Raw genomic sequence first — 21,704 nt, 5'->3', positions numbered from 1 at the left:
GAATGAGTTCGTTGTACCACCCGACCCGGTTGCCTTGCGGCAACCGGGTTCTTGATTTAAGCCGCCCGCACGTCATGGGCATCCTCAATGTCACTCCCGATTCCTTCTCCGATGGTGGGCGCTTCAATCAGCACGATGCTGCATTGCGCCATGCGGCGGAGATGGTCGCGGCCGGCGCCACGCTGATCGATATCGGCGGCGAGTCGACCCGGCCGGGCGCTCGCGTGGTTTCGCCTACCGAGGAGCTGGAGCGCGTCGCTCCGGTGGTCGAAGCCATCGCGCGCGAGCTGGATGTGGTGATCTCCGTAGATACCTCCACACCGGCGGTGATGCGCGAAACGGCGCGGCTTGGCGCCGGTTTGATCAATGACGTGCGTTCGCTGCAGCGTGATGGTGCACTGGATGCGGCGGTCGATACCGGTTTGCCTGTCTGCCTGATGCACATGCGTGGCGAGCCGGGAAACATGCAGGATGACCCACGCTATCCGGACATCCTTCAGGAAGTCCGTGGCTTCCTCGAGGCGCGTATCGCGGTGTGCGAATCCGCGGGCATTGTCCGGGAGCGGATCGTCATCGATCCTGGCTTCGGTTTTGCCAAGACCCAGAGCCACAACCTGAATCTGTTCCGGCAGATGGACGGGTTGATGGATATGGGATGTGCGCTATTGGTTGGTGTCTCGCGCAAGAGCATGATCGGTCGCGCGCTCGGCCGTGAGGTGGGTGAGCGTCTCTATGGCAGCCTGGCGCTGGCGGCGTTGGCGGTGGCCAAGGGCGCCAGTATTATTCGCGTCCATGACGTCGCTGAGACAGTGGACGTGGTTCGAATGATTCACGCAGTGGAAAGTGCAAAGGAAGAGGGGCGACTCGCATGAGCAGGAAGTATTTCGGCACCGATGGTATTCGCGGTCGTGTCGGCACGCCGCCGATCACGCCGGATTTCGTGCTCAAGTTGGGCTGGGCTGTCGGCATGGCGTTCCGTCAGCAGGGCAAGTGCCGTGTGCTGGTGGGCAAGGACACCCGGATTTCCGGCTACATGTTCGAATCCGCGCTAGAGGCGGGGTTGTCTGCGGCCGGTGCGGACGTGCTGCTGCTTGGCCCGATGCCGACCCCGGGTATTGCCTACCTGACTCGCACCTTCCACGCCGAGGCCGGCATCGTCATCAGTGCGTCGCACAATCCGCACGACGATAACGGTATCAAGTTCTTCTCTGGCCAGGGCACCAAGCTGCCTGATGAGGTCGAGCTGATCATCGAGGAGTTGCTCGATGCGCCCATGACGGTGGTCGAGTCGGCCCGCCTGGGCAAGGTGTCGCGTATCAACGATGCAGCGGGTCGCTACATCGAGTTCTGCAAGAGCAGTGTGCCCACCAATACCGACTTCGCCGGGCTGCGGATCGTGCTCGATTGCGCCCACGGTGCGACCTACAAGATCGCTCCTAGCGTGTTCCGCGAGCTGGGTGCCGAGGTGTCGGTGATCGGAGCGCAGCCCAATGGCCTGAACATCAATGACAAGTGCGGTTCGACCCATCTCGAGGCGTTGCGGGAGGTCGTGTTGGCCGAGCAGGCCGACATGGGCATCGCCTTCGATGGCGATGGCGACCGCGTGATGATGGTGGATCACACCGGGGCAGTGGTTGACGGTGATGAGATCCTCTTCCTGATCGCCCGCGACATGCTCGATCGCGGCAAGCTGCACGGTGGTGTGGTTGGCACGTTGATGAGCAACCTGGGCCTGGAACTGGCATTGCAGGACCTGAACATTCCATTCGTGCGCGCCAAGGTCGGCGACCGCTATGTGATGTCCGAGCTGCAGTCCCGCAATTGGCAGCTGGGCGGCGAAAATTCCGGCCATGTCGTATGCTGCCAGCATACGACCACCGGCGATGCCATCATCGCGGCGTTGCAGGTGCTGATGGCGTTGAAGGCGCGTGGCCAGACCCTGGCCGAGGCGCGCATGGGCATCCGCAAGTGTCCGCAGGTGCTGATCAATGTACGCTTTGCCGGCGGCGATGTGGACCCGTTGGAGCACCCGGCCGTCAAGGAGGCCTGCGCCAAGGTCACTGACGAGATGGCGGGTCGTGGGCGTGTGCTGTTGCGCAAGTCCGGTACCGAGCCGCTGGTGCGGGTGATGGTCGAGGGTGATGACGAGGGCCGGGTACGGGCTTACGCCGAACAGCTGGCGAAAGTCGTGACTGAGGTATGTGCTTGATTTCTCTTGTCAGTTCAAAGTCTGTCGAGTAATATCTGCGCCCACTTTGCTCAGCGAGGTACAGCATGCGTCGACCCCTGGTGGCCGGTAATTGGAAAATGCACGGTACCCGCTCCAGCGTAACGGAGCTGATCAAAGGCCTGCGGCAACTGGCTCTTCCTACGGGTGTCGACGTGGCGGTGTTTCCGCCTTGTCTGTACATCAACCAGGTCAAGCATGGACTGGAAGGCAAGGCGATTGCCGTCGGTGCGCAGAATTGCGCGGTTGAACCGATGCAGGGTGCCCTCACGGGCGAGATCGCGGCCAGTCAGCTGGCCGATGCGAACTGCTCCCTGGTGCTGGTAGGTCATTCCGAGCGTCGCCTGATTCTGGGTGAAAGCGATGGAATGGTCAGTCGCAAGTTTGCAGCGGCTCAATCGTGTGGCCTGGTTCCGGTGCTGTGCGTAGGGGAAACCCGCGAGCAGCGCGAGGCGGGCAAGACTTTGGAAGTCGTCGGGCGCCAGTTGGGCTCGGTGATCGAAGATTTGGGCGTTGGGGCGTTTTCCCGCGCTGTAGTGGCTTATGAGCCGGTGTGGGCGATCGGGACGGGGCTGACGGCTTCTCCCGAGCAGGCCCAGGAAGTGCACGCGGCGATTCGCGCGCAGCTCTCGGCGGAAAACGCTGAAGTGGCTCGCGGCCTTCGTCTCCTGTACGGCGGCAGCGTCAAGGCAGCCAATGCTGTCGAGCTGTTCGGCATGCCGGATATCGATGGGGGGCTCATTGGTGGGGCTTCCCTGAATGCGGATGAGTTCGGTGCGATCTGTCGCGCCGCAGGAAACTGAAGATGCTGGAAACAGTTGTAATCGTGATTCACCTGCTGATGGCGCTGGGTCTGGTTGTGCTGGTCCTGCTTCAGCATGGCAAGGGTGCCGACGCTGGTGCGTCGTTTGGTGCAGGTGCTTCGGCCACCGTTTTCGGTAGCCAGGGTTCTGCTACCTTCCTGAGTCGTTTTACTGCTATACTTGCTGCGGTTTTTTTCATTACTAGCTTGGGTTTAGCGTATTTTGCTAAAGAAAAAGCTGATATGATACGCAACGCCGGGCTTCCTGACCCGGTGGTAATGGAGCAGAAGCAGGAGCAAGCTCCGGCAGCTAGCGATGTGCCGGGCGCGCAAGGGCAACCTCAAGCCCCTGCGGGCGGTAACGGCGACGTTCCGGCGGCTCCTGAGCAGAAGTAAGCAGGCAAGAGTTTTTGCCGAGGTGGTGGAATTGGTAGACACGCTACCTTGAGGTGGTAGTGGCCATAGGCTGTAGGGGTTCGAGTCCCCTCCTCGGTACCATATGCGAAAGGCCCGCTGTGCGGGCCTTTTCGTTCCGGAGTTTCGGTTGACCTTCAAGGGGGGCGACCGTATAATTTCGCACCAGCTTTGACGCGGGATGGAGCAGTCTGGTAGCTCGTCGGGCTCATAACCCGAAGGTCGTAGGTTCAAATCCTGCTCCCGCAACCAGTTTGGCAGAGCCCCTTTTGAGGGGCTTTTTGCTAGCTGGACAGTCCGCACCGCCAGGGTAGGGCGGTCCTTAAGGGATGGGCGTTTCGCCCATTTTTTGTTTCTACAGCATACGCGAGGCGATCAGGTGTCGAGCAAGCTAGAACAGTTGCAGGCCTTGTTGGCCCCTGTAGTAGAAGCGCTCGGCTATGAGTGCTGGGGCCTGGAGTACATTTCCCAAGGTCGCCATTCCCTGCTCCGGGTTTATATCGACCGTCCGGAAGGCATCCTGATCGATGACTGTGAAATCGTCAGTCGCCAGGTCAGCGGCATCCTGGACGTGGAAGACCCGATCAGCGGCGAATACACCCTGGAGGTGTCGTCGCCCGGCATGGATCGGCCTCTCTTTACGCTTGACCAGTTCGCCCGTTACGTCGGCGAACAGGTAAAGATCAAGCTGCGCACGCCCTTCGAACGGCGGCGCAATTTCCAGGGCATTCTCCGTGGTGTGGAGGAGCAGGATGTGGTGGTCCTGGTGGACGATCATGAATACCTGCTGCCGGTCGACTCGATCGACAAGGCCAACATCATTCCCCGATTTGAGTGAGCCGCCAGAGCGCGGATTCCAATGGATTGAAAGGCGAGGCGTACGATGAGCAAAGAAGTACTGCTGGTTGTTGAGTCGGTATCCAACGAGAAGGGTGTACCGCCTGGCGTGATTTTCGAAGCGCTGGAGCTGGCCCTGGCGACCGCGACCAAAAAGCGTTTCGAGGACGAGGTTGACCTGCGCGTGGAAATCAATCGCGCCAACGGCAACTACGAAACTTTCCGTCGCTGGACCATCGTCGAGGACGAGGACTACTCCAATCCGGCATCGGAACTGACCGTCGAAGACGTGCAGGAAGAGCACCCCGGCATGAAGGCCGGTGAGGTCATCGAAGAGAAGATCGAGTCCATCGAGTTCGGTCGCATCGCTGCCCAGACCGCCAAGCAGGTCATCGTGCAGAAGGTCCGCGAGGCCGAGCGTGCCCAGGTGGTCGACGCCTACCGCGAGAAGGTCAACGAAATCATCTCCGGCACCGTCAAGAAGGTCACCCGTGACAACGTGATCGTTGACCTGGGCAACAACGCCGAAGCGTTGCTGGCCCGCGACCAGATCATCCCGCGCGAAACCTTCCGTGTCGGTACCCGCGTGCGTGCCCTGCTCAAGGAAATCCGCAGCGAGAACCGTGGCCCGCAACTGGTCCTGTCGCGCACCGCGCCGGAAATGCTGATCGAGCTGTTCCGCATCGAAGTGCCGGAAATCGCCGAGCAGTTGATCGACGTGATGGCTGCCGCCCGTGATCCGGGTTCGCGCGCCAAGATTGCCGTCCGCTCCAAGGACAAGCGTATCGACCCGCAGGGCGCCTGCATCGGTATGCGTGGTTCCCGCGTCCAGGCCGTCTCCGGCGAACTGGGCGGCGAGCGGGTGGACATCGTCCTGTGGGACGACAACCCCGCTCAGTTCGTGATCAACGCCATGGCCCCGGCCGAAGTGGCGGCGATCATCGTCGACGAAGATACCCACACCATGGATATCGCCGTCGCTGAAGACAACCTGGCCCAGGCTATCGGGCGCAGCGGTCAGAACGTACGTCTGGCCAGCCAACTCACCGGCTGGACTTTGAACGTGATGACCGAGGCCGATATCCAGGCCAAACAGCAGGCTGAGACTGGCGACATCCTGCAGCGTTTCGTCGACGAGCTGGATGTCGACGAGGAACTGGCCCAGGTACTGGTGGAAGAAGGTTTCACCACCCTGGAAGAAATCGCCTACGTACCGATGGAAGAGATGCTCAGCATCGACGGCTTCGACGAGGACATCGTCAATGAGCTGCGCTCGCGCGCCAAGGATCGCCTGCTGACCAAAGCCATCGCCACCGAAGAGAAACTTGCCGACGCACAACCGGCCGAAGACCTGCTCAGCCTCGATGGTATGACCAAAGAGCTGGCGGTGGATCTGGCGCTGCGTGGCGTAACCACCCGTGAAGATCTGGCCGAGCAATCGATTGACGATCTGCTCGACATCGACGGCATGGACGAAGAGCGTGCCGGCAAGTTGATCATGGCCGCCCGGGCCCATTGGTTCGAGTAAGCATTCGCGGCCTGAGGAGAGAAGTGCATGACGCAAGTCACGGTGAAAGAACTGGCCAAGACGGTCGATACGCCGGTAGAGCGCCTGCTGCAGCAGATGCGCGAAGCGGGTCTGCCGCATAACAACGCCGAGCAGGTGGTGACCGACAGCGAGAAGCAAGCGCTGCTGGCCCACTTGAAAGGCAGCCACGGTGAGCGCGCGGACGAACCGCGCAAGATTACCCTGCAACGCAAGACCACCTCGACCATCAGGGTCGCTGGCAGCAAGACCGTCAGCGTCGAGGTCCGCAAGAAGAAGACCTACGTCAAGCGTGATCCTGAAGAGCTCGAGGCCGAACGCCAGCGCGAGCTGGAGGAGCAGCGTGCCGCTGAGGAAGCTGCGCGTCTGAAGGCCGAGGAAGAAGCTCGCCAGCGCGCTGCCGAGGAAGAGGCCCGCCGTCAGGCGGACGCCGCTCGCCAGGCCGCAGCAACTGCGCCTGCTGTCGCGCCGGCGGCTGCCGAAGCGCCACGCGCTGCTGCGGCTCCCGCGCCAACTGCTCCGACCGCTGCCGCTCCTGCTGCGGACGACCGCAAGAAGGAAGAGCCGCGCCGCGCGCCCAAGCGGGATGACGAGGACGAGCGCCGTGATCGCAAGCATGCCCAGCATCGCCCATCGATCAAGGAAAAGGAAAAGACTACCGCACCGCGCGTCGTGCGCAGTGGTGGTGGCGACGATGACGACAGCTTCGGCCGTCGTGGCGGCGGCCGTGGCAAGGCCAAGCTGAAGAAGCGTAACCAGCACGGGTTCCAGAGCCCGACAGGACCGATTGTGCGTGAAGTGAGTATCGGCGAGACCATCACCGTGGGCGACCTGGCTGCCCAGATGTCGGTGAAGGGTGCCGAGGTCGTCAAGTTCATGTTCAAGATGGGCACCCCGGTGACCATCAACCAGGTACTCGACCAGGAGACCGCCCAGCTGATCGCCGAAGAGCTCGGCCACAAGGTCAAGCTGGTCAGCGAGAACGCCCTGGAAGAGCAACTGGCCGAATCCCTGAAGTTCGAAGGTGAGGCGGTTTCCCGCGCGCCGGTCGTGACCGTCATGGGCCACGTCGACCACGGCAAGACCTCGCTGCTCGACTACATCCGTCGTGCCAAGGTGGCAGCTGGCGAAGCCGGCGGGATCACCCAGCACATCGGCGCCTACCACGTGGAAACCGACCGTGGCATGGTCACCTTCCTCGACACCCCCGGCCACGCCGCGTTTACCGCGATGCGTGCCCGTGGCGCCCAGGCGACCGACATCGTCATCCTCGTGGTGGCAGCGGACGACGGTGTGATGCCGCAGACCCAGGAAGCCGTGCAGCACGCGAAAGCGGCTGGCGTGCCGATCGTGGTCGCGGTGAACAAGATCGACAAGCCCGATGCCAACCCGGACAACATCAAGAACGGCCTGGCCGCTCTGGACGTGATCCCGGAAGAGTGGGGCGGCGATGCTCCCTTCGTCCACGTATCCGCCAAGGTGGGTACCGGCGTCGACGAGCTGCTCGAAGCCGTGCTGCTGCAGGCTGAAGTACTCGAACTCAAAGCCACTCCGTCGGCCCCGGGCCGTGGCGTGGTGGTCGAGTCGCGTCTGGACAAGGGCCGTGGCCCGGTAGCCACCGTGCTGGTCCAGGACGGTACCCTGCGTCAGGGCGACATGGTTCTGGTCGGCGTCAACTACGGCCGCGTCCGTGCGATGCTCGACGAGAACGGCAAGCCGATCAAGGAAGCCGGTCCGTCCATTCCGGTCGAGATCCTTGGCCTGGATGGTACCCCGGATGCCGGTGACGAGATGACCGTGGTCGCCGACGAGAAGAAGGCCCGCGAAGTCGCTCTGTTCCGTCAGGGCAAGTTCCGCGAAGTGAAACTGGCTCGTGCCCATGCCGGCAAGCTGGAAAACATCTTCGAGAACATGGGCCAGGAAGAGAAGAAGACCCTCAACATCGTGCTCAAGTCCGATGTCCGTGGTTCGCTGGAAGCCCTGCAGGGCTCGCTCAGCGGCCTGGGCAACGACGAAGTGCAGGTTCGCGTGGTCGGTGGCGGCGTCGGCGGTATCACCGAGTCCGATGCCAACCTGGCGCTGGCCTCCAACGCGGTGCTGTTCGGCTTCAACGTCCGTGCCGACGCCGGTGCGCGCAAGATCGTCGAGTCCGAAGGCCTCGACATGCGTTACTACAACGTGATCTACGACATCATCGAAGACGTCAAGAAAGCCCTGACCGGCATGCTCGGTAGCGATGTTCGCGAGAACATCCTGGGTATCGCCGAAGTACGTGACGTGTTCCGTTCGCCGAAGTTCGGCGCGGTCGCCGGCTGCATGGTCACCGAGGGTCTGGTGCACCGCAACCGTCCGATCCGTGTACTGCGCGACGACGTGGTGATCTTCGAAGGCGAACTGGAATCCCTGCGTCGCTTCAAGGACGACGTCGCCGAAGTCCGTGCCGGCATGGAGTGCGGCATCGGCGTGAAGAGCTACAACGACGTTCGCGTCGGCGACAAGATCGAAGTGTTCGAGAAGGTCGAAGTCGCTCGTACTCTGTAAGGGTATTCGAGCGTGAACGCAGCGCCCGGGCCAGCTAGACAGCTGCCCCGGGCGTTTGCCGCTTATACGGATTTGCCTTCAACCGTATGACGTCGTTGGGAAGCCTTGCCGTGCTGGAGCACTGTCTTCGGCTTCCCGCTTAGTCATCCGGTCGAATTCAAACCCGTAATTGATGCCGGAGCCTCGTGGCTCGGGTAAGCAGGTTAGGAAAATGGCCAAAGAATATAGCCGTACCCAGCGTATCGGCGATCAGATGCAGCGCGAACTGGCGCTGCTGATCCAGCGCGAGATCAAGGATCCGCGCCTGGGCCTGGTAACCATCACTGGCGTCGACGTCGCGCGCGATCTGTCCCATGCCAAGGTGTACGTCACCGTGATGGGCCAGGATGACAACGCCGAAGTGGTGAAGCAGAACACCAGCATCCTCAATGATGCCGCAGGTTTCCTGCGCATGCAGTTGGGCAAGGCGATGAAGCTGCGTACCGTTCCGCAGTTGCACTTCAGCTATGACGCCAGCATTCGTCGCGGCGCGGAGCTGTCGGCGTTGATCGAGCGGGCGGTGGCGGAAGATCGCCGCCACGGCGGCGACTCCGAGGAGTAAGGCGTGGCCCAGGTGAAACGAATCCGCCGTGCGGTCAACGGCGTGTTGGTGCTCGACAAGCCGCGCGGCATGAGCTCCAACCAGGCCCTGCAGAAGGTGCGCTGGCTGCTCAACGCCGAGAAGGCCGGTCATACCGGGAGCCTCGATCCACTGGCCACCGGCGTGCTGCCGCTGTGCTTCGGCGAGGCGACCAAGTTCTCCCAGTATCTGCTGGATGCCGACAAGGCCTATGAGACTGTTGCCCAGCTGGGCGTCACCACCACCACCGGCGATGCCGAGGGTGAGGTGGTCGAGCAGCGTGAAATAACCGTCGGTCGGGAAGCCATCGAAGCCGTGCTGCCGCGCTTCCGCGGCGACATAGAGCAGGTGCCGCCGATGTATTCGGCACTGAAGAAGGATGGCCAGCCGCTGTACAAGCTGGCGCGTGCAGGAGAGGTAGTGGAGCGCGAGGCGCGTTCTGTTACTATTGCGCGCTTGGATTTGCTCGCCTTCGAGTCGCCTTGTGCGACTCTGGCCGTTTCCTGCAGCAAGGGCACCTACGTTCGCACCCTGGTCGAAGACATCGGCCGCGAGCTTGGGTGTGGCGCTCACGTCGCCGCCCTGCGCCGGACCCAGGCCGGGCCGTTCCAGCTGAACCAGTCGGTGACGCTGGAGGAACTCGAGAAAGTCCATGCCGAGGGTGGCAACGAAGCCCTCGACCGCTTCCTGCTGCCGGTGGACGCCGGCCTGGAGCACTGGCCGCTGCTGCAGCTTTCCGAGCACAGCGCCTACTACTGGCTGCACGGGCAGCCGGTGCGCGCTCCCGAGATGCCGAAGTTCGGCATGCTGCGGGTGCAGGATCACGAAGGTCGTTTCATCGGTATCGGTGAAGTGACCGAAGACGGGCGCCTGGCGCCGCGTCGACTGATTCGGTCGTAAGGCCGAAACCCGAGGGTGGCTGTCAGCAGGCACGGTCACTCCTCTTATATGAACACAGGGAGATGTCCCTGGCCTGTTACCTCAGAGGAAGCCCCATCATGGCACTGAGCGTCCAAGAAAAAGCCCAGATCGTTAACGAGTACAAGCAAGCTGAAGGCGACACCGGTTCCCCGGAAGTGCAGGTTGCACTGCTGTCCGCCAACATCAACAAGCTGCAGGAGCACTTCAAGGCCAACGGCAAGGACCACCACTCCCGTCGTGGCCTGATCCGTATGGTTAACCAGCGTCGTAAGCTGCTGGACTACCTGAAGAGCAAGGACACCTCTCGTTACAGCGCCCTGATCGGTCGCCTGGGCCTGCGTCGCTAAGACGGCAAGCCTGAAGTGGGAAGCTGGGAGTCCGGGGTCGATGGGCGGTGTATACCGCTCATCGGCTCTGGCTCCCGGCTTTCTCGCTTTTACAGGGAATGAATTCGGGTCCGACTCCCGGCATTTCCACGATTTCCCCCAAGGCAACTAAAGAGAAGGTAGAAAAACCGTGAACCCGGTAACCAAGAAATTCCAGTTCGGTCAGTCGACCGTAACCCTCGAGACTGGCCGCATCGCCCGCCAGGCCACCGGTGCCGTCCTGGTCACCATGGACGACGTCACCGTGCTCTGCACCGTCGTCGGCGCCAAGCAGGCCGACCCGAGCAAGAGCTTCTTCCCGCTCTCCGTGCACTACCAGGAGAAGACCTACGCAGCCGGCCGCATCCCCGGTGGTTTCTTCAAGCGTGAAGGCCGTCCTTCCGAGAAGGAAACCCTGACCTCGCGCCTGATCGACCGTCCGATCCGCCCGCTGTTCCCGGAAGGCTTCATGAACGAAGTGCAGGTTGTCTGCACCGTCGTTTCCACCAACAAGAAGTCCGATCCGGACATCGCTGCCATGATCGGCACCTCCGCCGCCCTGGCGATCTCCGGCATTCCGTTCGCCGGCCCGATCGGCGCTGCCCGCGTTGGCTTCCACCCGGAAATTGGCTACATCCTCAACCCGACCTACGAGCAGCAGCAGAGCTCCAGCCTCGACATGGTCGTGGCCGGTACTTCCGATGCCGTGTTGATGGTTGAATCCGAAGCCGACGAGCTGACCGAAGACCAGATGCTGGGCGCCGTTCTGTTCGCCCACGAAGAATTCCAGGCGGTCATCCGCGCCGTTGCCGAACTGGCAACCGAAGCCGGTAAGCCGAGTTGGAACTGGACCGCGCCGGTCGAGAACACCGCCCTGGTCAACACCATCAAGGCCGAGTTCGGTGCTGCCATCTCCGAGGCCTACACCGTTACCGTCAAGCAGGACCGTTACGCGGCCCTGGACGCCCTGCGCGAGCAGATCGTCGCCAAGTTCGCCGGCGAAGGCGAAGGCCAGTTCTCCGCGGGTGAAGTCAAAGACGTCTTCGGCCTGCTGGAATACCGCACCGTTCGCGAGAACATCGTCAACGGCAAACCGCGTATCGACGGCCGCGACACCCGCACCGTTCGTCCGCTGCGTATCGAAGTCGGCGTACTGGGCAAGACCCACGGTTCGGCGCTGTTCACCCGTGGCGAAACCCAGGCCCTGGTCGTTGCCACCCTCGGCACCGCCCGTGACGCCCAACTGCTCGACACCCTCGAAGGCGAGCGCAAAGACCCCTTCATGCTGCACTACAACTTCCCGCCGTTCTCGGTGGGCGAGTGTGGCCGCATGGGCAGCGCTGGCCGTCGTGAAATCGGCCACGGCCGTCTGGCCCGTCGCAGCGTCGCTGCCATGCTGCCGACCCAGGACGAGTTCCCCTACACCATCCGTGTGGTTTCCGAGATCACCGAATCCAATGGCTCCAGTTCCATGGCGTCGGTCTGTGGTGCTTCCCTGGCGCTGATGGATGCCGGTGTTCCGGTCAAGGCGCCGGTTGCCGGTATCGCCATGGGTCTGGTGAAGGAAGGTGACAAGTTCGCCATCCTGACCGACATCCTGGGTGATGAAGACCACCTGGGCGACATGGACTTCAAGGTTGCCGGTACCGACAAGGGTGTTACCGCCCTGCAGATGGACATCAAGATCAACGGCATCACCGAAGAGATCATGGAGATCGCCCTGGGCCAGGCCCTGGAAGCTCGCCTGAACATCCTCGGCCAGATGAACCAGATCATCGCCGCTCCGCGCGCCGAGCTGTCGGAAAACGCTCCGACCATGATCCAGATGAAGATCGACACCGACAAGATCCGCGACGTCATCGGCAAGGGCGGCGCCACCATTCGCAGCATCTGCGAAGAGACCAAGGCCTCGATCGACATCGAGGACGATGGCAGCGTGAAGATCTACGGCGAAACCAAGGAAGCTGCCGAGGCCGCCAAGCAGCGCGTCCTGGGTATCACCGCGGAAGCCGAGATCGGCAAGATCTACGTCGGCAAGGTCGAGCGCATCGTCGACTTCGGCGCCTTCGTCAACATCCTGCCGGGCAAGGACGGTCTGGTGCACATCTCGCAGATCAGCGACAAGCGCATCGACAAGGTCACCGACGTTCTGCAGGAAGGCCAGGAAGTCAAAGTCCTGGTCCTCGACGTGGACAACCGTGGCCGCATCAAGCTGTCCATCAAGGACGTAGCCGCTGCTGAAGCCTCCGGCGTGTAAGCGAACGGCAAAATGAAAGAGGGCCCCTTGCGGGCCCTCTTTTTTTGCCTGGAGAATGCGCCATTCGCCGATCTCGCTCCAAGGATGCCTCGAGATGGACAAGCGTTACTGCCACTACCACAGCGCCCAGCCCGCGACCTGGCACTGCCAGCCGTGCGAGCGTCATTACGGGGACTGCTGCGTGCCGCTGAACGCCGATGCGCCGGAGTATGCGCCGGTCTGTCCGCTCTGCCGGGGGGGCCTGCGGTTCCTTGGCGCCGCCAATACCGCCCAGCCATTCTGGGAGCGTCTGCCCCGCTTCTTCGCCTATGGCCTGCAGAGTGGTCCTCTGGCGTTTTCCGCGTTGCTGGCGTTGGCGTGCGTCTTCATGCCCAGCGTTCTGCTGCTCTGGCTGTTGCTGTTCGCCGTGGCGACCAAGTACCTGCACAGCGTGATCGAGGCCGCCAGTTTCGGCAGCCAGGACGCGCCGAGCCTGGCCGAGGCGTTCCGCCTGGACAGCCTGCGAGCGTTCTTCCAGCAACTGGCGGTGTTCGTCATCGTGCTGCTATTGCTCTGGCTGGCGGCGGACTTCCACAGCGAGGCGATCTACTGGGGCGTGAATGTCGCGCTCATGCTGGCCTTGCCGGCGAGCATCATTCGCCTGTCCCTGGACAAGAGCCTGGGCTCCGCGCTGAGCCCGGCGGAGATCGGCCAGGTCATCAGTGCTATGGGCTGGCGCTACCTGATCCTGTGCGTGTTCCTGTTCATTCTCTGGCAGTCGCCCAGCTATGTCGGCTGGTTCCTGTCGCAGGGTTTGCCACGGGTGGTGATGGTGCCGGTGGTGGCCTTGCTCAGCGGTTATTTCGGCGTGGTGATGTGCGCCATGATGGGGTATGCGGTGTTCCAGTATCAGGGCGAGCTGGGCTACGTGATGGCCGGTGACGAAACCCCGGCAGGTTTTGCCGCGCCGGAGTGGCGTCGGCGCAAGGCGCTGGCCGAGGCGGAGGTTCGGGTCAAGGAAGGGCAGAGCGGCGCCGCGCTGGAGATACTGCTGGAGGCGCTGCGCGAAGGCGCCCAGGACCTCAAGCTCAATGAGCGTTATCACCAGTTGTTGTTTTCGGTGAATGCTCGCAGCGAATGCCTCAAGCACCTGCCCCATTACCTGCCGTTGGCGGTTCGTCTCAACACGCCCCTGGCGGCGACAGCGTTCCTCAATGCTCGCCAGTTGCAGGAGGACTACCTGCCGGACGATCCGCTGGTCTGCGAGCGCGTCGCCGAGGTGCTGCTGGAGCGGCACAAGGCGCGGGAAGCGCTGAGCCTGCTGCGCAATCTGCACAAGCGCTTCCCGGATTATCCGGGAGTGCCCCGCGCCTATTTGCTGGCGGCCCGGGGCTTTTCCGAGGAACTTGGACAGGTCGAACCGGCCAGGCAGTTGCTGGCGTTCATTCGCCAGCGCTACCCGGCATTCGAGCAGATGAATGAGGTCGTGCAACTGGAGGCGGTGTTGGCGAACCTCGGCAAAAGCGTCTGATGACGGCCATGCAAGTTGCATGGCAACCCGGGAACGACTGTGCAATCTGCACAGCGCTTGTTTTTGTAACTAGCTGATTTTTCTGCTATTTCCATGCGGTCTTGGGCTGGCACAGGGCTTGCGAGACTCCTGATGCAACTGCTGCCAGGAGGAGGCAGCAGTCTTCACTCATCAGGAGAGACCGCCATGAAACAACGCTTCAGCAAACTGACCCTTGCCGCCGCCATCGCAACCGCCTTGAGCTTCTCGTTCGCCCACTCGGTGTTCGCCCAGCCGACGACGCTGGCCGCGAACGATACGGTCCAGAAGACCGAAGAGGCGGTTTCCGACACCTGGATCACCAGCAAAGTGAAATCCATGCTGATCGCCAGCAAGGACATCAGCGGCACCAACATCAAGGTCGAAACCAACCAGGGCGTGGTTTCCCTTTCCGGTAACGTCAAGACCGATGCCGAGCGAGAGCTGGCCATCAAGACCGCCCAGGACATCAAGGGCGTCAAGGCTGTTTCCGCCGATGGACTGAAGTCGGGCGAATAGGGGCTCGCCAGAGCGGGATACTGGCCAAACCCCTGATCGAGGCCCCGCCGGGTTCGCCCTGGCGGGGCTTTTTCGTTCAGGGTGTGCGGGGACTCAGGTGCTGCTGGTAGAGGACGATCTGCCGGGTCGGATCGACGTCCGGGAAATGCTGGCGCAGGAAGCGTGTCATCTCGGCGATGGTGCGGGCGTCCTGCTGCGGGTTCAGGCGCTTGGCCAACTGCAGGGTCAGTGACGGCAGCGGTTCGGGGCGCTGCCCGGACGCAGCCAGCCTGCGCCAGCAGGCGAGTGCGCGTACCGGTTCGTCGAGCAGCAGTAGTCTGCGCAGCAGGTGCAACTGGATGGCTGGATGGCTGAGCAGGTGCTGGTCGGCCGCGCCACTCTCGTCGGCCAATCGGCGAACCAGCCTGTCGGCTTCCGGGCCGCAGGGCAGGGCGAAGAGCTGCTTGAGCACTGTGCCCATCAGTGCGCGGTCCTGGCGCGCCTTGGCGACCCCGTAAAGGCGCTCGATCAGCAATATCCGGCCGGGGTAGAGCACGAGCAGTTCGGCTCCGCGTGCGGCTGCCTGATCGAGCGCGAAACGACCGATCTGCTGGTCCAGGCTGTTCAGGGCACGCTTGAACGGGGCGTCGGGATCTTCCTTGTCGAGGTAGGCGTGATCGACCTTCAGGCCGCCCAGTTGACGGGGCAGCCAGACGGCGATGAATCCCGACGCCAGGCCGCCGATGTGCGCGTAGTAGTTGACGTGATCCGCCGCGCGCAGCAGGCCGAAGAGCTCCTTGCCCAGCCACAGCGGCAGTATCCACAGCGCAGGGGCAGTGAAATAGCCGAGCAAGGGGCCCAGCCAGTAGAAGAAACGGATACGCCGCAGGCCGTAGACGCCGATGTACATGCCCATCAGCCCGGAGATCGCGCCGGAGGCGCCGACACCGGGTATCCAGGCCGGGTCCAACGCCCACCAGAGCAGGCCCGAACACAGCCCGGAGAACAGGTACAGGCCCAGGTACATCCAGCGGCCCAGGGCGATTTCCAGGGCGAAACCGAAGATGAACAGGAACACCATGTTGCCGGCCAGGTGCCAGAAGTCGCCGTGGAGGAACATTGAACCGAACAAGCCTTCGACGGTGAAGCGCGCCGGCACGAAGCCGAAGCGCAGACTGCTCAGGCGGTCCCGTGCGCCTTCCGCCTGGGCGCGTGAGGCTTGCCAGGCCGCGTCCTGGCGATAGGCCGGCAGGCTGCGCAGTTCGTGGCCAAATTCCAGGTCGCTGAGGATGAGCCAGGCCAGTTGTTGGCGGGGCAGGGCCTCCACCGCCTGGCGTTGGTCCGCCGCGATACGCTCGCGGCGTTCCAGGGTGGCGCTGAACAGTGGCCGCTCGCGGCTCAGCAGGTCTTGTTCGAGGTAGACCCGGATGGCCTGCTCGCGCCGGGTGCTGTCGCCACCCTGGTAGCCGAAGAAGATGAGGACGTTGAGCAGGATCAGCAGCAGCGTGATGACCGGAGGCTTCTTCCAGTCCAGCGGGTGTTCGGCGGGTACGATGACCATGAGCGACCGGTCCTTGGCGCGGGGATGGCGCAGGCTAGCACTGCTGGGGCCTGGGTGTCAGTTGCCGCGCTTGCTCTGGATGGTGGTCAGGCGGTTGCCTTCGAAACGCACGAAATACAGCATGCCGTTCCAGGGGCCGTAGATCCATTCTTCCACCGCAACTTCGTTGCGCTGCCCCCAGTCGCCGACGACTTCCTTGTAACCGAGGAACGAGCGGTCGGCGGGCTCGCCGCAGCGGTCGAGCACTTCGCTGGTGAGGTTGCCGGTGCTGATCAGCTTGCTGTTGCAGCGCAGGCTGGCGGCTTCGGACTGCCCGGTGAGCAGCAGGAGTGCCAGCAGCGCCGGGCGTAGGCTATGGCGTAGGATCAATTGCGCTTGAACTCGATGCTCTTGAGTCGGTTGGCTTCGAAGGTGAGGATGTAGCTCGTGCCGTTGCGCGGGCCATAGACCCATTCTTCCACACGGTACTCGCGGTGATCGTAACCGGTCAGGGTATAGCCGACCTCATCGCGGTGATCGGGCGTGCCGCACTTCTGTTCGACTTCCCAGGCACGGTCGCCCACGTTGATCAGCGCGCTGCCGCAACGCATGCTCTCGGCCTGCGCGGTGGCCGCGCAGAGCAGCAGCGTACAGGCGACGAGGGCTTTCATGGTGCAACTTCTCATTCACTGTCCAGGTGGAGCTGAGTGGCCACGTTGCCACCATTCTCCGCCTCGCCGAGGCTGACGTCGATCAGATAGACGCGGTCGTCGCTGAGGCCGCCCTTGGACACCAGATAATCCTTGATCTGCGTGGCGCGCTCCTGGCCGAGCTTGCGCAGCAGCAGTTGGCTGTCGCTCCAGGAGGCCAGTACCGCCTGTTCCAGTTTTGCGGTGCGTTCGTCCTTGCCCAGCTCTTTCCACTCGTCCGGCGGCTGCTTCTTCAGGCGGGTGCGGTAGATCCCTTCCAGCAAGGCCGGCTGCAGGTCTTCAGGTACTTCCAGCTTGCTGGCGTCGCTGGGGACCTTGTCGCCCCGGCGTTGCAGCATGCTGTAGTAGTTCTTGCGGAACTCCTCCTGCAGACGCTTCTTGGCCAGCAGCGGACCGTCGCTGCTGGCCGCGCTGACGCCTTCGACCTCCAGCTTCAACGCCGGGCGCTGCTTGAGCGCGTCGGCCAGCTTGTCCAGATTGGCCTGTGCGGTGGAGTTCAGCTCGCTCGAGCCGGGGGTGAATACCACGTTGCTCAGGTCGGGGCCTTCGCCGCCAGCCAGGCCGGCGATGAACTTGAAGGGTGCCTGGACCGCGCGTACCACCAGGTTGCGCAGGGTCTGCCAGACGATGGGCATGACGCTGAACTGCGGATTGTTCAGGTCGCCTTCCACCGGTAGCTGGATATCGATGTTGCCGTTGGCGTCCTTGAGCAGGGCCACCGCCAGCTTCACCGGCAGGTCCACGGCGTCGGGGCTGTCGACTTTCTCGCCCAGTTGCAGGTGCTCCACCAGCACCTTGTTCTCGGCTTTGAGTTTGCCCTGGGTAATCTGGTAATGCAGGTCCAGGTTCAGCCGGCCCTTGCGGATCCGGTAGCCGGCGAACTTGCCGGAGTAGGGCGTCAGGGTCGTCAGCTCGACGCGTTTGAAGCTGGTGGCGATGTCCAGCTTCTCCAGCGGCGAGAAGGGATTCAGGCTGCCCTTGATGGTGACCGGCGCGTACTTGTCGACCTTGCCCTTGATGTCCACCGTGGCCGGCTGCGGCTTGCGGTTGTCGAGAGTGCCGATTTCCCCGCTCAACTGCTGGATGGCGGTGGCGAAGTCCGGACGCAGCGTCAGGTCGGCGAAATTGGCCGAGCCGTTGTTCACTTTCACGCCGCCGATGCGAATGCCCATCGGTTTTCCGCCTCCCGCGCTTTCGCCGCTGGATTTGCCGGCCGAGGGCGAGGCGGGCTGCGGGATGATCAGCTCGCTGACGTTGGTGGTGCGGTCTTCGTTGATGATGAAGCGGGCGTAGGGCTCTTCGAGCGAAACGCTCTGGATTGCCAGGCTGTCACCGTGGCGGTAGGCCAGGCCGTCCAGCGTGAGCTTGGTCCATTTGACGAAGTCGCGGTCCTTGAGGGTGTCCAGGGTGTGCAACTGGGTGACCTGGGCGCTGCCGTCGATGCCGAAGGCCAGCGGTTCGGTACTCTTCAGGTCGACGTTCAGGTCGCTGGCGAGGAAGCCGCTGCGCAGTTCCAGGCGAATGAACGGATCGATGTAGGACTGGGCGACGCGCAGGTCGATGTCGCGGGTGACGACTTTCAGCTTGGCATTGACCGGGCTGAGGTTGACCTGGCCGCTGGCCTCGATCTGCCCGCGTTGGCCGAGGCCGGTCTTGAGCTTGAGCTGCAGGGGCGAGGTGAGCTGGCTGTCGAGGTTCTGCAGGTCCAGGTCCATCGGGCCGATTTCCAGCGCGACCGGTTTGGCCGGGGCGCGATCGGCCAGGTGGGCCTTGTAGCCGCGCAATTGGGTATCGCGCAGGACCACGTGCCAGGCTTTTTCCGGTTCGCCGGCAGGAGCCGGCTCAGTGGGCGTGGTGGGGGTAGCCGTCGGAGCCGGGGTGTTTGGCGTGGCTGCCGGGGAGGCCTGTCCGGGCGCCTGGGCGGTGTTTTCTTGCGGTTTCTCCGGGGTGGCGGTAACCGCCGGTTCGCTTGCGGACGATTCGGCGCTCCCGGCTGGCGGCGTTTCGGCCTGGGACGCAGGCTCCTGCGGGCGCTTGTAGGGGCGGAAGTTGGCGAACAGTTTCTGCCAGTCCAGTTGCCCGTCCTTTTCCCGCGCCGCCCAGGCTTCCAGGCCCTGGCTGCGAATCTGGCCGACCATGACTTCGCGCTTGGCCAGGTCCAGCTGGGTGTCGGTGACGTCCAGGCTGGCCAGGTTGGCCAGCGGCTTGCCGTCTGGCGACTTCAGGCTGAGTTCGCGCAGGTTCACGGCAGCCTTGTCGAGCAGCAGTTGAGTACCCTGGGAGAGGTCCAGGCGGTAGTCGGAGGACACGCCGAGGGTACCGCTTTCCAGGTTCAGCGGTGCGTTGTCCCGCACGTAGGGCCACCACGCCTTGAGGGGGACGCCCTGGAGCGAGAGGCTGCCCTTGGAGGTCAGCGGCACCAGGCTCAGGTCGCCTTGCCAGTCGAGCTTGCCACCGTTCGGGCCAGTGGCGACGAGCGTCATCCTGGCGCCGTCTTCAGGCAGCGTACTGAGGTTGTTCAGCTCGAAGCCCATCGGGTCGAACAGAAATTCCACCGGTTCGCTCGGCCGGCGGTCCAGGAAGTGCAGGCTGCCGTCGGCCAGGCGGATGTTGTCGATCCGCAGCGGGAAGGGCTGGCTGGGCTCTTCCTGCGGCGGCGCAGGCTGGCTCGGCGGCAGTTTGAACAGCTGGGTCAGGTTCAAGGTGCCGTTCTCGGCGAACAGCAACTCGGTGTGCGGCGCATCCAGCTCGACGTTGGCGAGATGCAGATGACGCTTCCACAGGCTGTCGATCTCGAGGTTGGCGTACAGGCGCTGGAAGCGAACCTGCTCTTCGCCGTCTTGGCCCAGGTGCAGTCCCCACAGGGTCAACTCGAGGCTGAACGGGTTGAGCTCGATGCGCTCCAGGCGAGCCGGAACGTTCGCGTAGAGGGCCAACTGCTGGTTGACCACGCGCAGGGCGACCCCGGGAAGGATCAGGAAGCCCAGCAGGCAGTAGAAGAGGAACAGCAGCAACAGCGCGCCGATTGCGCGTTTCAGTCCTTTGGGCATGGCGAGTGTCGTTTTCCGTCGTGACGTGCCGTTGGAGTATGGCACGGCTGAGCGTTTGCGATCATACGAATGCCCTGTCGGGCGTTGTTCTCGCGTGAATCAGTCATTGAGTCGATGGGTGCGGGAGAACTCGACCAGGTCCACGACGCTTTCCAGGTTGAGCTTTTCCAGGATGCGAGCCTTGTAGGTGCTGACGGTCTTCTGGCTGAGGAACAGCTCCTCGGCGATCTCCTTGTTGCTCATGCCGCGCACCAGGCTGCGCAACACGACCAGCTCACGCGGCGTGAGGCTGGCGACAGGGTCGGTATGGCTGGAGATGTTGAGCGATTTCTCCGGGAAGCAGCGGTACCCGGACACCAACATGCGTGCCGCGTTGAGGATGGCGCTGGTGTCGTTGTTCTTGCTGACGAAGCCGTGTGCCCCGGCGGCTTCCACCTTGCTCGAATACAGCCGCTCATCCTGGGAACTGAGCACCAGAAGACGGATCTTCTCATCGAAGATATGGATACGAGCCAGCAGGTCCAGGCCGTCCATGCCTGGCAGGTTGAGGTCCAGGATCACCAGGTCCGGGTGTTCCTTGCGTACTGCATCGAGGCCGCCATGACCGTCGGCGGCCTCACGAACGACTTCGAACTGCGAGTCCTGCCCCAGCAGTGAGCGGATCGCCAAACGCATCGCTGGGTGATCTTCGATCAGCACGACACGCGTCTTCATAGGTCACTCCCTGAGTGTGGTCATTTCAGCGAATTGAGCTTGAAAATAGCCTAGATGTTCAGGGGCATACGGAAAAATCCTAGAACCGCTACGAGAATCTTGCTCGGATTCAACTATCGATTTCTTGACGTGGGGCGCGGGAGCAGAGACTTGCCGCACCGGGGGAACTCTGCCTTGAGTAGGCGGACTTCAGCGTAGCGGAGGCAGTCCCATGCGCCGGCGGGCCCGGTGCAGCGAGCCGTTGCGCACGGCCCAGCGCAGCAGCGGCACACTGCGTTTCACACTGGAGCGGATCAGCTGGCGCTGCAGGCTGCCCAGGCCCAAACCTAGCTGGTCGGCAGCCCATTCCGGCAACAGGTCGATGCCCGCGCGCATCATCAAGGCGCCGAAGGGTTTGGCCAGGAAACTGGGGGCGGGAGCGCTGAACAGGACCCGCACGACTTCCCGGGTACGTTCATCGTAGTGCAGCTGTGGACGGACACTCTGCAGATAGTCGGCCACCTGCTGGCGCGAGCGGGGGACGTTGCGTGCACCCAGGCGCTCGGCCACCAGCGCGATTTCGTCGTAGTAGCGGTCCTGCTCCGCTGCGGACAGATCTGGATTCAGGTAGCGCAGGTGGGAGGCGAGGAAGCTGCTGACCTCCGCGACGTGGACCCAGGTGAGCAGGTCCGGGTCGTTGGCCGAATAACGGGTGCCGTCGGGCAGGATGCCGTGGACGTTGGCGTGGATACGCCGCACGCGCTCGATGAGCTTGTCTGCATCCACCCGTGAGCCGTAGGTGGTGGCGGAGATGAACTGTCCGGTGCGGCGCAGGCGGCCGAGCATGTCGGCACGGAAGTTGGAGTGGTCCCAGACGCCACCGAGCGCTGCCGGGTGGAGCATCTGCAGGAGCAGGGCGGTGATGCCGCCGATCAGCATCGAACTGAAGTCGCCGTGGACTTTCCAGCAGGTCGAGTCCGGGCCGAACAGGCCCGGATCACCCTTGGGCGACTCGAAGTCGACCCCGCCCAGGGCGAGGCCGGTCAGGCTGAGCACCTGGCTTTCGATATGACGGCGAACGGTTTCCATTGCGGCGAACAGGCCTCGGGGTAAGGACGGCAGGTCTGTGGGGTAAACCTAGCATCTTTGCGCCCGT

19 protein-coding genes and 2 tRNA genes are annotated in these 21,704 nt (G+C 63.1%); 15 read left to right on the top strand and 6 right to left on the bottom strand.

Features of this window, described 5'->3' with window-relative positions; all coding sequences use genetic code 11:
• The first annotated feature begins 2 nt into the window (after positions 1-2).
• The 15 genes from folP to H681_RS21105 all read left to right on the top strand — a co-directional run bounded on the left by folP (position 3) and on the right by H681_RS21105 (position 14,576).
• The gene (folP, locus tag H681_RS21175; protein WP_015478935.1) at positions 3-872 is read left to right on the top strand and encodes a dihydropteroate synthase; all 870 of its coding nucleotides are present in this window, start codon (positions 3-5) and stop codon (positions 870-872) included.
• Positions 869-2,209 carry a phosphoglucosamine mutase gene (glmM, locus tag H681_RS21170; protein WP_015478934.1) on the top strand — a complete coding sequence of 447 codons (1,341 nt, stop codon included), beginning with the start codon at positions 869-871 and terminating at the stop codon, positions 2,207-2,209. The genes folP and glmM overlap by 4 nt, the downstream gene beginning before the upstream one ends.
• A 65-nt stretch (positions 2,210-2,274) precedes the next feature.
• Positions 2,275-3,030: a triose-phosphate isomerase gene (gene tpiA, locus H681_RS21165; RefSeq protein ID WP_015478933.1), complete on the top strand. Its 756-nt coding sequence runs from the start codon at positions 2,275-2,277 to the stop codon at positions 3,028-3,030.
• Positions 3,031-3,032: 2 nt separating this feature from the next.
• Positions 3,033-3,425, top strand: coding sequence for a preprotein translocase subunit SecG (gene secG / locus H681_RS21160; RefSeq protein ID WP_015478932.1), 393 nt, complete (start codon positions 3,033-3,035; stop codon positions 3,423-3,425).
• Positions 3,426-3,441: 16 nt separating this feature from the next.
• A tRNA-Leu gene (locus tag H681_RS21155) sits at positions 3,442-3,527 on the top strand.
• 91 nt (positions 3,528-3,618) lie between these two features.
• Positions 3,619-3,695 (top strand) — tRNA-Met (locus tag H681_RS21150).
• A gap of 127 nt (positions 3,696-3,822) precedes the next feature.
• A complete protein-coding gene (rimP, locus tag H681_RS21145; protein WP_015478931.1) occupies positions 3,823-4,281 on the top strand; it encodes a ribosome maturation factor RimP in 459 nt (152 codons plus the stop codon).
• A 45-nt stretch (positions 4,282-4,326) separates the two neighbouring features.
• Positions 4,327-5,808 carry a transcription termination factor NusA gene (gene nusA / locus H681_RS21140; protein ID WP_015478930.1) on the top strand — a complete coding sequence of 494 codons (1,482 nt, stop codon included), beginning with the start codon at positions 4,327-4,329 and terminating at the stop codon, positions 5,806-5,808.
• Positions 5,809-5,835: 27 nt separating this feature from the next.
• Positions 5,836-8,367, top strand: a complete 2,532-nt coding sequence (gene infB, locus H681_RS21135; protein ID WP_015478929.1) for a translation initiation factor IF-2 — start codon at positions 5,836-5,838, stop codon at positions 8,365-8,367.
• Between the two features lie 211 nt (positions 8,368-8,578).
• Positions 8,579-8,968, top strand: coding sequence for a 30S ribosome-binding factor RbfA (rbfA, locus tag H681_RS21130; RefSeq protein WP_015478928.1), 390 nt, complete (start codon positions 8,579-8,581; stop codon positions 8,966-8,968).
• Positions 8,969-8,971: 3 nt separating this feature from the next.
• On the top strand, positions 8,972-9,886 hold the full coding sequence (gene truB, locus H681_RS21125) for a tRNA pseudouridine(55) synthase TruB (RefSeq protein WP_015478927.1): 915 nt from the start codon (positions 8,972-8,974) through the stop codon (positions 9,884-9,886).
• Positions 9,887-9,984: 98 nt separating this feature from the next.
• On the top strand, positions 9,985-10,254 hold the full coding sequence (gene rpsO / locus H681_RS21120) for a 30S ribosomal protein S15 (RefSeq protein WP_015478926.1): 270 nt from the start codon (positions 9,985-9,987) through the stop codon (positions 10,252-10,254).
• A gap of 169 nt (positions 10,255-10,423) precedes the next feature.
• A complete protein-coding gene (gene pnp, locus H681_RS21115) occupies positions 10,424-12,529 on the top strand; it encodes a polyribonucleotide nucleotidyltransferase (RefSeq protein WP_015478925.1) in 2,106 nt (701 codons plus the stop codon).
• 94 nt (positions 12,530-12,623) lie between these two features.
• Complete coding sequence (locus tag H681_RS21110) at positions 12,624-14,039, top strand: DUF4013 domain-containing protein (RefSeq protein ID WP_015478924.1); 1,416 nt, start codon at positions 12,624-12,626, stop codon at positions 14,037-14,039.
• Positions 14,040-14,225: 186 nt separating this feature from the next.
• Positions 14,226-14,576 (top strand): BON domain-containing protein, encoded by a 351-nt coding sequence (locus H681_RS21105; RefSeq protein WP_015478923.1) that lies wholly within the window; start codon positions 14,226-14,228, stop codon positions 14,574-14,576.
• 76 nt (positions 14,577-14,652) lie between these two features.
• On the opposite strand, the gene H681_RS21100 is transcribed toward H681_RS21105, so the two are convergent.
• The 6 genes from H681_RS21100 to H681_RS21075 all read right to left on the bottom strand — a co-directional run bounded on the left by H681_RS21100 (position 14,653) and on the right by H681_RS21075 (position 21,637).
• Entirely contained in the window at positions 14,653-16,116 is a 1,464-nt protein-coding gene (locus H681_RS21100; protein ID WP_015478922.1) for a rhomboid family intramembrane serine protease, read from the bottom strand.
• A gap of 57 nt (positions 16,117-16,173) precedes the next feature.
• A complete protein-coding gene (locus H681_RS21095) occupies positions 16,174-16,485 on the bottom strand; it encodes a DUF2845 domain-containing protein (protein WP_015478921.1) in 312 nt (103 codons plus the stop codon).
• Positions 16,482-16,766, bottom strand: a complete 285-nt coding sequence (locus tag H681_RS21090; protein ID WP_015478920.1) for a DUF2845 domain-containing protein — start codon at positions 16,764-16,766, stop codon at positions 16,482-16,484. The genes H681_RS21095 and H681_RS21090 overlap by 4 nt, the downstream gene beginning before the upstream one ends.
• A gap of 11 nt (positions 16,767-16,777) precedes the next feature.
• Positions 16,778-19,855 carry a DUF748 domain-containing protein gene (locus H681_RS21085; RefSeq protein ID WP_015478919.1) on the bottom strand — a complete coding sequence of 1,026 codons (3,078 nt, stop codon included), beginning with the start codon at positions 19,853-19,855 and terminating at the stop codon, positions 16,778-16,780.
• A 99-nt stretch (positions 19,856-19,954) separates the two neighbouring features.
• The gene (locus H681_RS21080; RefSeq protein ID WP_015478918.1) at positions 19,955-20,569 is read right to left on the bottom strand and encodes a response regulator transcription factor; all 615 of its coding nucleotides are present in this window, start codon (positions 20,567-20,569) and stop codon (positions 19,955-19,957) included.
• Positions 20,570-20,758: 189 nt separating this feature from the next.
• Positions 20,759-21,637, bottom strand: a complete 879-nt coding sequence (locus tag H681_RS21075; protein ID WP_015478917.1) for an oxygenase MpaB family protein — start codon at positions 21,635-21,637, stop codon at positions 20,759-20,761.
• Positions 21,638-21,704: the final 67 nt, after the last annotated feature.

Origin of the sequence: Pseudomonas sp. ATCC 13867 (assembly GCF_000349845.1) — a bacterium.
Lineage (GTDB): Bacteria > Pseudomonadota > Gammaproteobacteria > Pseudomonadales > Pseudomonadaceae > Pseudomonas.
The sequence above is the reverse complement of the archived record's forward strand: the minus strand, read 5'-3'. Positions and strand labels throughout refer to the sequence as shown.

Coding starts and splice junctions, on each gene's coding strand:
- folP (WP_015478935.1), top strand. CDS start 3: ATGAGTTCGTTGTACCACCCGACCCGGTTGCCTTGCGGCAACCGGGTT.
- glmM (WP_015478934.1), top strand. CDS start 869: ATGAGCAGGAAGTATTTCGGCACCGATGGTATTCGCGGTCGTGTCGGC.
- tpiA (WP_015478933.1), top strand. CDS start 2,275: ATGCGTCGACCCCTGGTGGCCGGTAATTGGAAAATGCACGGTACCCGC.
- secG (WP_015478932.1), top strand. CDS start 3,033: ATGCTGGAAACAGTTGTAATCGTGATTCACCTGCTGATGGCGCTGGGT.
- nusA (WP_015478930.1), top strand. CDS start 4,327: ATGAGCAAAGAAGTACTGCTGGTTGTTGAGTCGGTATCCAACGAGAAG.
- infB (WP_015478929.1), top strand. CDS start 5,836: ATGACGCAAGTCACGGTGAAAGAACTGGCCAAGACGGTCGATACGCCG.
- rbfA (WP_015478928.1), top strand. CDS start 8,579: ATGGCCAAAGAATATAGCCGTACCCAGCGTATCGGCGATCAGATGCAG.
- rpsO (WP_015478926.1), top strand. CDS start 9,985: ATGGCACTGAGCGTCCAAGAAAAAGCCCAGATCGTTAACGAGTACAAG.
- H681_RS21110 (WP_015478924.1), top strand. CDS start 12,624: ATGGACAAGCGTTACTGCCACTACCACAGCGCCCAGCCCGCGACCTGG.
- H681_RS21105 (WP_015478923.1), top strand. CDS start 14,226: ATGAAACAACGCTTCAGCAAACTGACCCTTGCCGCCGCCATCGCAACC.
- H681_RS21100 (WP_015478922.1), bottom strand. CDS start 16,116: ATGGTCATCGTACCCGCCGAACACCCGCTGGACTGGAAGAAGCCTCCG.
- H681_RS21090 (WP_015478920.1), bottom strand. CDS start 16,766: ATGAAAGCCCTCGTCGCCTGTACGCTGCTGCTCTGCGCGGCCACCGCG.
- H681_RS21085 (WP_015478919.1), bottom strand. CDS start 19,855: ATGCCCAAAGGACTGAAACGCGCAATCGGCGCGCTGTTGCTGCTGTTC.
- H681_RS21080 (WP_015478918.1), bottom strand. CDS start 20,569: ATGAAGACGCGTGTCGTGCTGATCGAAGATCACCCAGCGATGCGTTTG.
- H681_RS21075 (WP_015478917.1), bottom strand. CDS start 21,637: ATGGAAACCGTTCGCCGTCATATCGAAAGCCAGGTGCTCAGCCTGACC.